This window comes from Devosia sp. (assembly GCF_028290645.1).
Classification (GTDB): Bacteria; Pseudomonadota; Alphaproteobacteria; order Rhizobiales; family Devosiaceae; genus Devosia_A.
In genome coordinates this window covers 1-8,116 of record NZ_JAQGJL010000122.1, presented here as the reverse complement: position 1 = coordinate 8,116, position 8,116 = coordinate 1, and the positions used below count along the sequence as shown (strand labels likewise).

General features: G+C 62.9%; 5 protein-coding genes and 1 tRNA gene. 3 read left to right on the top strand and 3 right to left on the bottom strand.

Translation table 11 applies throughout. The features are described from left to right. Positions 1–474: 474 nt before the first annotated feature. Positions 475–2,430, top strand: a complete 1,956-nt coding sequence (locus tag JWQ89_RS07025) for an ABC transporter substrate-binding protein (protein WP_299639601.1) — start codon at positions 475–477, stop codon at positions 2,428–2,430. On the opposite strand, the gene JWQ89_RS07020 is transcribed toward JWQ89_RS07025, so the two are convergent. Next, on the bottom strand, positions 2,427–3,977 hold the full coding sequence (locus tag JWQ89_RS07020) for a tetratricopeptide repeat protein (RefSeq protein ID WP_299639599.1): 1,551 nt from the start codon (positions 3,975–3,977) through the stop codon (positions 2,427–2,429). The two genes, JWQ89_RS07025 and JWQ89_RS07020, sit on opposite strands and share 4 nt — an antisense overlap. A gap of 288 nt (positions 3,978–4,265) precedes the next feature. Here JWQ89_RS07020 and JWQ89_RS07015 point away from each other — a divergent pair, with 288 nt between their 5' ends. Then, positions 4,266–4,994 (top strand): hypothetical protein, encoded by a 729-nt coding sequence (locus JWQ89_RS07015; RefSeq protein ID WP_299639597.1) that lies wholly within the window; start codon positions 4,266–4,268, stop codon positions 4,992–4,994. 647 nt (positions 4,995–5,641) lie between these two features. Here JWQ89_RS07015 and JWQ89_RS07010 read toward each other — a convergent pair. Together JWQ89_RS07010 and JWQ89_RS07005 are read right to left on the bottom strand one after the other, a co-directional pair. Next, a complete protein-coding gene (locus JWQ89_RS07010) occupies positions 5,642–7,156 on the bottom strand; it encodes a site-specific integrase (RefSeq protein ID WP_299639596.1) in 1,515 nt (504 codons plus the stop codon). A gap of 87 nt (positions 7,157–7,243) precedes the next feature. Continuing rightward, positions 7,244–7,334: transfer RNA gene (locus tag JWQ89_RS07005), tRNA-Ser, on the bottom strand. Positions 7,335–7,583: 249 nt separating this feature from the next. Between JWQ89_RS07005 and JWQ89_RS07000 the strand changes: the two genes are divergently transcribed. After that, positions 7,584–8,057: a DUF2147 domain-containing protein gene (locus JWQ89_RS07000; RefSeq protein ID WP_299639595.1), complete on the top strand. Its 474-nt coding sequence runs from the start codon at positions 7,584–7,586 to the stop codon at positions 8,055–8,057. The last annotated feature ends 59 nt before the right edge of the window (positions 8,058–8,116 follow it).

The window sequence follows — 8,116 nt, the reverse complement described above, 5'->3', positions numbered from 1 at the left end:
CCGTCTCCAGTTGGCTTCGCGCGCCTGCCAGGCCGAAGAGGCGCGACCTTTCCGAGGGTTAGCCGCGGCACCCTTGGGAGAACAAATAACCAAGTAATATAAAGGAATTAGTGGCGGGGAGAGAGGGACACGAAACCCCGATGGAATCGGCCCGCTAACCCTCTGAAATGTCGAGGGAATTTCCGATACAATCTCGCTAAATGCCTGTTAGAGAATGACAATCTCAGCATCACGACCATTCCAGATTGGCTCGAGGACGCGCGCATGATGGCCGCTTGTGGCCCATAGCGGTCGTTGCCCGAGTGGCAGAAATCTGGAACAATTGTCGGAGCAGGTCCGGAATGCCAGATGCGAACTGACTTGGCCGCAACATTGATTGTAGCGCTAACGATCGGCGGGCACCCGGCTGCCGCGCTTGGTCAGGCGATACAGCCACCACCTCCCCCTCCCGATTTCGCGGAGCAGTCCGACTCGGTGCTGGTATCCATCTCGGACATTTTGAGCTTTCGTGCCCTGACCGAGTATCACGAGCCCGACTGGGTGACCCTCAACTTCGTTGCAAGTGGCCGGCTGCCACCAGTTCAAGAGCGCCTGCCGAGAGAGCCGCTGGTCTACACCGCGGCCAATATGCCCGACGGCATCGGAGTCTACGGCGATGTGCTCCGTCACATCACCGGCGGGCGGCCCGAGGGATGGAATTTCATGGCCGGCCAGTCGCAGGGATGGGGCGGCATCGAGTTCGGGATGATGGAGTGCCTCACCCGAACCGCGCCACTATTCCAAGTCAAGCCCGACGAGCTCGAGCCGCTGCCCAACCTCGCCAAGAGCTGGGAATGGTCGGCGGACGGCCATCAGCTGACCATGCACCTCATCGAGGGCGCAAAATGGTCGGACGGCGTGCCGTTCACCTCGGAAGACGTGATGTTCTACTGGGAGGATCACGTCCTCGATCCTCTGGCGACGCCGCTGCTTGGTACAATGCCGGACACTTTCGGGGTGGGCACCACTCTCGCCGCCCTCGACGACTACACCGTGCGCTGGACCTTCTCGTCGCCGTTCCCGACGCAATACCTCTACGAGATGGCCTTCGGCAACTTCTGCCCGGGGCCGGCGCATATCCTCAAACCCCAGCACCCTCGGTACAACCCGGACAACACGTACGAGGCATACAAGAACGCCTTCCCGCCGGAGTATATGAACATGCCGGTGATGGGGCCCTGGGTGCCCGTCGTCTATCGCCCCGACGAGATCGTCGTCATGCGGCGAAACCCCTATTTCTGGAAGGTCGACGAGGCGGGGAACCAATTGCCCTACCTTGACGAAGTCCATTACCTGCTCGGTAGCTGGGACGACATCGGCGTCCGAACGCTCGCCGGAGCCGCCGACTTCGGCGGCATGGACCAGGTGCATACTTTCGTCGAGGCCCTGAAGAGGGCCGCGGAGCCATCGGCGCCCTCCACCCTGATCTTCGGCCCGCGCACCGCCGCGTATATGCTACTCCTCAACATGTCGGCTAATGGCTGGGGCGAGCCCGATGCCCGCGCGCAGGCCGTTCGTGAGCTCAATCGAAATCTCGACTTCCGCATCGCAGTAACCAGTGCGCTCGACCGGCAGCGCATCGGAGAGGCCCTCGTGAAGGGCCCGTTCACCGCCGTCTATCCGGGCGGTCTGCTTTCAGGCACGCCCTACTATGATGCGGCGTCGACGTCGTACTATCCGCCGTCCGCCGAGATGGTGGCCAGTCACTTCGCCAAGGCGGACCTCGAAGATCGAGACGGCGACGGCTTCGTCAACTGGCCTCCGGGTACGCTCGATGGCGGTAACGTCCAGATCGTCTTCCTTGCCCCCAACGACAGCATGCTCGAAGTGGCGATCGTCGAGGCTGCTACAGAGCAACTCAACGCAGCCGGCTTGCAGGTGATCATCGACTTTCGTGGGGGCAACCAACGCTTGGCGCTCGAACAGGCCGGCAGCTTCGACTGGACGCTCAATCGCGCCGACACCGAGTTCATCGCCGTTGTGCAGGGCACCCCGCAACTCGCCCCGATTGGTCCGCGTGTCCATCGGGCGCACCGGGTCGGCACCGACGGCACGCTGGATCTTTTGCCTTTCGAAGCGGAGCTCGTAGAGATCGTCCAGGCTTTCATCGGCACCAGCGATCCTGCAAGCCGGGTTGAATTGATGCGGCGATACCAGCGCGTCTATACCGAAAACCTCTACGCGATCGGGCTGACGCAGTTCGCGGCCCCGGTCGTCGTCAACAAGCGCGTGGCAAATGTGCCCGTCGGGCTGCCGCAACTCATGTTCAACTTCGATGTGGATGCCGCGATGCGCGAGCGTCTCTATGTGCCGATAGACAAGCAATCGGACTACGAACTCTACCCCAAGACCCTTCCCGGTTCGCCCGGTTCCGACGGCCCCATTGACTAGATTGCCGGCAGGCCAGCCTTCAAGAGACCTTCTTCGAGGAACCGGAACCGCGCTCTTGGCGTCGCTTTCGGTCCGATCAGCCGTTCGACCGTCAGGTCCGGCCAGAGGGCAAGGGTCTTTCGCAGCCGAGCCTCGGCATCGGCCTGCCGCCCGAGGTGGGCGTAGGCCGCCACAACCTGGCAATGGGCGAAGTCGAGCTTGTCGGTCCTCTCGAGCACCCTCAGCCCCCAGTGCAGCGCCTCCTCGAACCGCCCCGCCGACAGATAGGCCTGCGAGAGCCCGCTCATCGGCCACACCACCTCCGGCGCCGTTCGGGCCATCGCAATGACTCGGGAGAACCGTGCAATCGACTCTTCCGTCCGGCCGGCATGCCAGAAGCAGAAGGCCGTGACGTTCGCAACGACGAGACTGTTGGGGTTCAGCGCTTCGGCGCGGAGGAGCAGCGGAAACCCTCCCGTCTCATCGCCATTGTGCATCAACCGGTTCGTGCCGGTCGTCATGAGGACGTTCGCGTCATTGCTGTCCGCTGCCAGCGCGCGCTCGGAGAGCTCGAGCAACTCGCGCCTGTCGTCGACACCCTGCGGCGCGACCCCGCCGTGTGTCAGCCGGCTCTCATGGGCCCCTGCGCAGAGGGCAAGCGCCGGTGCGAAACCGGGATCGAGCGCGATGGCCTGATCCAGAAGGTTGATCGCCTCGTCGAATGTATCGAGTGTCTTGCTCACCACGCCGCGCATCAGCGCCAGCGCCTTGAGGTAGAGATCGTAAGCGTCGAGATTTTCCGGGCGCTTGCGGCGGGCGCGTTCGATCTCCGCCTGCCGGATGTACGGTTCGAACATCATCACGACACCAGCAACGAGCCGGTCCTGGAAGTCGAAAATGTCCTCGAGCGTGCCGTCGAGCTTCTCCGACCAGAGATGGAGCCCGTTGGCACCATCGATGAGCTGCGCCGTGAGCCGGATCCGGTCGCCGGTCCGCCGCACGCTGCCCTCGATCACGTACCGCACCCCGAGGGTCCGCGCGATCTTCCGCACGTCGGTCCCACCGTTGCGGAACGCCTCGGCCGAGGTCCGCGCCGCGACCGCGAATGTCTTGAACCGCGACAGCGCCGTAAGCAGGTCCTCGACGAACCCGTCGGCAAAGCTCCCCACCTCGTCCATCGCGACGAACGGCAGCACCGCGATCGCCGGCATCCCCTTGCCTTCTCCGTTGCCCGCGGCCTCGCGCACCAGTTGATACCCGGCCCGGGCCGCCGTCGCGATCCACACCGAGCCATCGTCGCGCCGCCCAAGGACCTTACGCAGCCCCCCGATCTGCACCGCGAGGTTGCTTTCCTCGACGACAATGCCCGGCCACGCCCGCGCGATCAGGGCATCCTTCGGCACCACCGCGCCGTCGGCCTCGAGCAGCGCCTGCAGCAGCGCTGCCCCACGACCGCCCAGCTGCATTAGGGCGCCGTCGCGCCACAGCGTTCTGCTGCCGCGGTCGAACCGGAACGGTCCGAACTCAATCCACCCAGTATCGACGGCTTGGCGTGCCTGGTTGTGCAACGTGCGCGATCCTGCGCGGCTCACCGATGAACCACGCCTTCAGAATATTTCAGAAATTTTCCAAGGCAAGCCCCCGCCAGCTGGCCGAGGATCATGGCATGCGAGGGCGTGCACCTGGCGCCGGTGCGGCACCCGCCCATGCGGAGACGCAAGATGTATCGAGCTTCGATTGCGCTACTGGCCCTGCTGATAGGGTGGGGACTTGCCTCGTCCGGAGCGAGCGGGCGTGATCCCTGCCCCGGACTGCCGCTCTCCGAACGCCCCTGCGTCGCTCGATCGGAGCTGACGGTGAACGACACCCACGCAGTGCGCTACGCCGTATCAGCAACCGAAAGCGAAGGGGTCGCGCAGATCCTGCAGCTCGTTCAGCAGTCAGCCTTAGAAGAGCATTGGGCTTTCCTGCCTGAGGCAGGTCTCTGGATCGAGACCGGCCTTAACGAAAACGCCACGCTCCAGGTGTCCGAGGTCGAGGTCGATACCGACTACCTTGTCGCATTGGTCAGCCACTTCCCGCGCATTAATCTTTATCACTTTCACCCTGCGGGCCTGGGGGCAGACGGCACCATTCCGGTCGGCACGCCGTTGTCGGAGGTGGCCGCGAGCGATCGTGAAGCCGTGACCGGTGCCTTTCCCGGATCTGCCGACATGCTGGCGACTTTCGAGATTACCTGGATGCTGGAGGAGGCCGAGGCCGACGCTGAGGTGAGGCACTTCGTGATCAGCGAGTTTGGGATCGTGGAGTTCGGGCCAACGGAGGCCGGTCGACGCGAGTTAGGCGCCGCACGCCATCAGCCCCAGGCCTACAATCACTTCGATCTCGTCATGGTGGCGAGCGTGCGCCTGGGGTCCTACAACGTGGGCCGGCTCTTCGATGAGCACCGCGACTTTGCCGTCGGCGAGCTCATCGCGCAACTCTGCCAGCAGATCTCGAGCCCGGAATATCGTATGGGCTATTCGCCGATGATCGTACGGCCCTCTTGGATTCACGATGTTGCCGTGAGCAGCACCAGCTTCTGATCCCTTCGTGCCCCTCCCCGCCTTCGACGCCTCCGTACGTTGGGACAGCCCAAGGTCCGGTTCTGGCGGATTGTTTGAAAAAGGCCGGGTCGCGGCGAGATGCTTGCTGGTCGCTGAAATGAACTTGCCTGCGGGACCGCGGAAGGCATCGGGCGGGGCAAGTTTTGGCTCGAGATGGGGTCCGTCAGGAATCCGATTCCGCCAGGATCTCGCGAGGGCCGCCGAAGAGCCTCGCCGCATCCCTTTTTCAACGCAATCGGCGCTAAACGGGACCTTCAACTGACTACCGCCCAGCCTGTAGTCGGGCCGCGAACCGGTGGTGGAGTGAAGCGCCCTAATGCCAAGTGCGAAATAGCCCATTGGAGAATTGCCCAAATGCATCGCGAATTCGGGCTCCGAATTGGCCGTATCCAGTTGGCTTCGCGCTGCCCCCAAAGCGGTCGCACTGCCTGCGCGATGTACCCCGTTATCTCTACTGCTGGCTGTCCGTTGCGTGACGGCACTGAGGCGCGCGACCTGTCGACTACGACAATCTTCGGCAGGTCTCTGCGAGCCTCAACCTCGACATCGTAGCCCTGCACGGAAACTCTACGCCGCAGTGCTTCGAGCCACCGCGCACCGTGACCGGCAAAGGACAATCTCGGCGCCTACGGAAGTTTCGCTAGTTCGCGTGCTAGCGCCGAGATTTCATACTCCCCGTATTGGTCAGCCACAGATTCTCGTTCATGCCCGGTGATCGCATCGACCAAATCCCTGGCAAGGCCATGTCGCCTAGCGAGGGTCCTCAGTCGGTGGCGCCACGAGTGTGACGGCGAGATGCGCGGGTCATCAATTCCCAGATCCCGCACCCAGCGCCCAACAACCTTCGTTCCGTTGCCGCCACGGCTGCCAAACCGATCAGGTGTCAGCGATTTGAACAGCGGCCCCGATTTCACCGTATCCACGAATTTCAAGAATCCCTGTTGGATCAGTCTGCTGTGAATGGGCACGGTCCGTTCCGAGTGCACGTTCTTGATGCTTCCCGCCTCGGCTGTAATGCGAACGACCCAGTGCTTGCCCACCTGGAACACGTCTTCTCGCCGCAACTGGCAAAGCTCCGAGATTCGAGCCCCGGTGTAGGCCGACAGCCACGGCAGCCAGCGCAGGTGTGCCGCCTTCTCTAGCCGCGCCGCCGCCAAGATCTTGTCCGCCTCGTCGTCGGTGAAACCACGACGTCCCTGCCCGGGCTTTGCCTTTGCAGACACATCCACCTTCTCGGCGACGTTAGATGCCAACTTGTGGTTCTGAGCTGCCCAACGCAGCACAGCGTTGAGCGGTGCAAGCTTGCTGTTCCGCACCGTCCTCGGGCTGAGCCCTCGTTTGAGCAGTTCCTCCTTCCAACGGACGACGTCATCGGCGGTAAGCTGCGCCGCATCAGCATGCCCGACATGGCCGGCGAGTTCCTTGAAGACCCGCTCCCACATGTATCGGGTCTTCTCGACCGGCCGCTTTTCCAGCGCCCAGCCCTCTACCAGGCTGAGGAAGGTGACAGCGGGTGACGTCTTTGTCGGCGGGGTATGAACCGGCGGAGCATTCATCGAGCCTGCGGAGAACGGCGCAAACTGGCCCAACTTCCGCAGATCCAATGCGGCGGCCTGGAGCGCAGCCGCCACCGCTTTGCGCAACCGGTCGATGCCGATAGCGGTCAGACGGGTCCCTGATTTGCGAAGGATGTCATCAGAACGCTCAACGACGACCGCAAGCATGCTCTCCCGCTTGAGGCTTGGACTAGGTGCGGCCAACAGGAACTCCGAGAGCGAGCCGACCGGCGCATAAGATACCGGGGTGAATAGCTGATCGTAAAGATCGGGGTCCCAAACCGTCTGTTCGCTGGGATTGTCCGCAAAGGTCTGTCGGAGCCACTCATAACATGGGCGAGCCAACTCCATCGCCTCGAGCTCGGTGACGCCTTTCTCTGGCTGAGCGAGGTTGGCCCAACGGGTCTCGATCTCTAGCAAGGCTGCGGCATGCAACCGCTTAGCCTCATCTGGCTCCCTGGTCTTGAGGCTGAACTTTTCCTCTCGCTTGCCTACGACCGCGCGCAGGGCGTCAGGTACGCGTTTGCGAAACCAGTAGATTCCGGTGTCCGGATGCTTCCAGGGACGAGCCATCGTCAGAACCATGTGTGTACCACCCGTGTGTACCAATCGGGCGGCGCCAAGCCATTGATTACAAGGAAGGTTCTGATCGTCCAGCGTTTTTTAGTGGACTGGCGGAGAGGATGGGATTCGAACCCACGAGACCCTTTAGAGGTCTGCGCCCTTAGCAGGGGCGTGCCTTCGACCACTCGGCCACCTCTCCGTCGCGGGTGGGGATAGCGGCTGATGCACTGGGGGGCAAGCGGTTTTTCGGGCCGGGGGCTTCGCAGTATAGGACCTGCCGCGGGGAAGTGATGCAGAAGTGTCGCGGGATGCGGGTGACGAAATTCTTGCACAGAATTTGCCATTGATTTGGCGAACTGTTGCGCCATCATTTCCCCCAGGTTGCCGTCTCGGGCCGAGGGCTCGATTCGCGGCGGTTTGAGGCGTGGGCGACGGGCAGGAGCGGTCCATGGCTTGGTTCAGAAATTCATTGCGAGGGGCCGCGATTGCGGCGATCGCGGCGGTGCAGTTCGCCACGGTTTCCGCCGCGGCACCGCCTTCGCCAATCGAGGGGGTGTGGCTGACGACGGCGTTGACCGAGCTGACCATCGCGCCCTGCAGGGACGGATATTGCGGCTATATCTCCAAGATCGTGGTGCCGGAAAAGTACGGCGCCCAGATCGAAGCGGCTGATCCTGCTACGTTTGTCGACGTCAACAACAAGGATCCGCGGCTCAAGAACCGCCCGATCCAGGGACTGCAGATCCTGACGCTGCGGCCGACGCGGAACCCCCAGTATTATGAGGGCGAGATCTACAATCCCGAGGATGGGAACGTCTATGCGGGCTCGATCGAGGTGCTGCAGGCGAACCTGATCCGGCTCAAGGGATGCGTGCTCTACGTGCTCTGCCAGGAACAGGAATGGGCACGGGTGAGGCCCTGAAATCGCCCCACCCCTGCCCCGGGCTTGCCACGCGGATTAGCGCTGGTTGAACATGATCT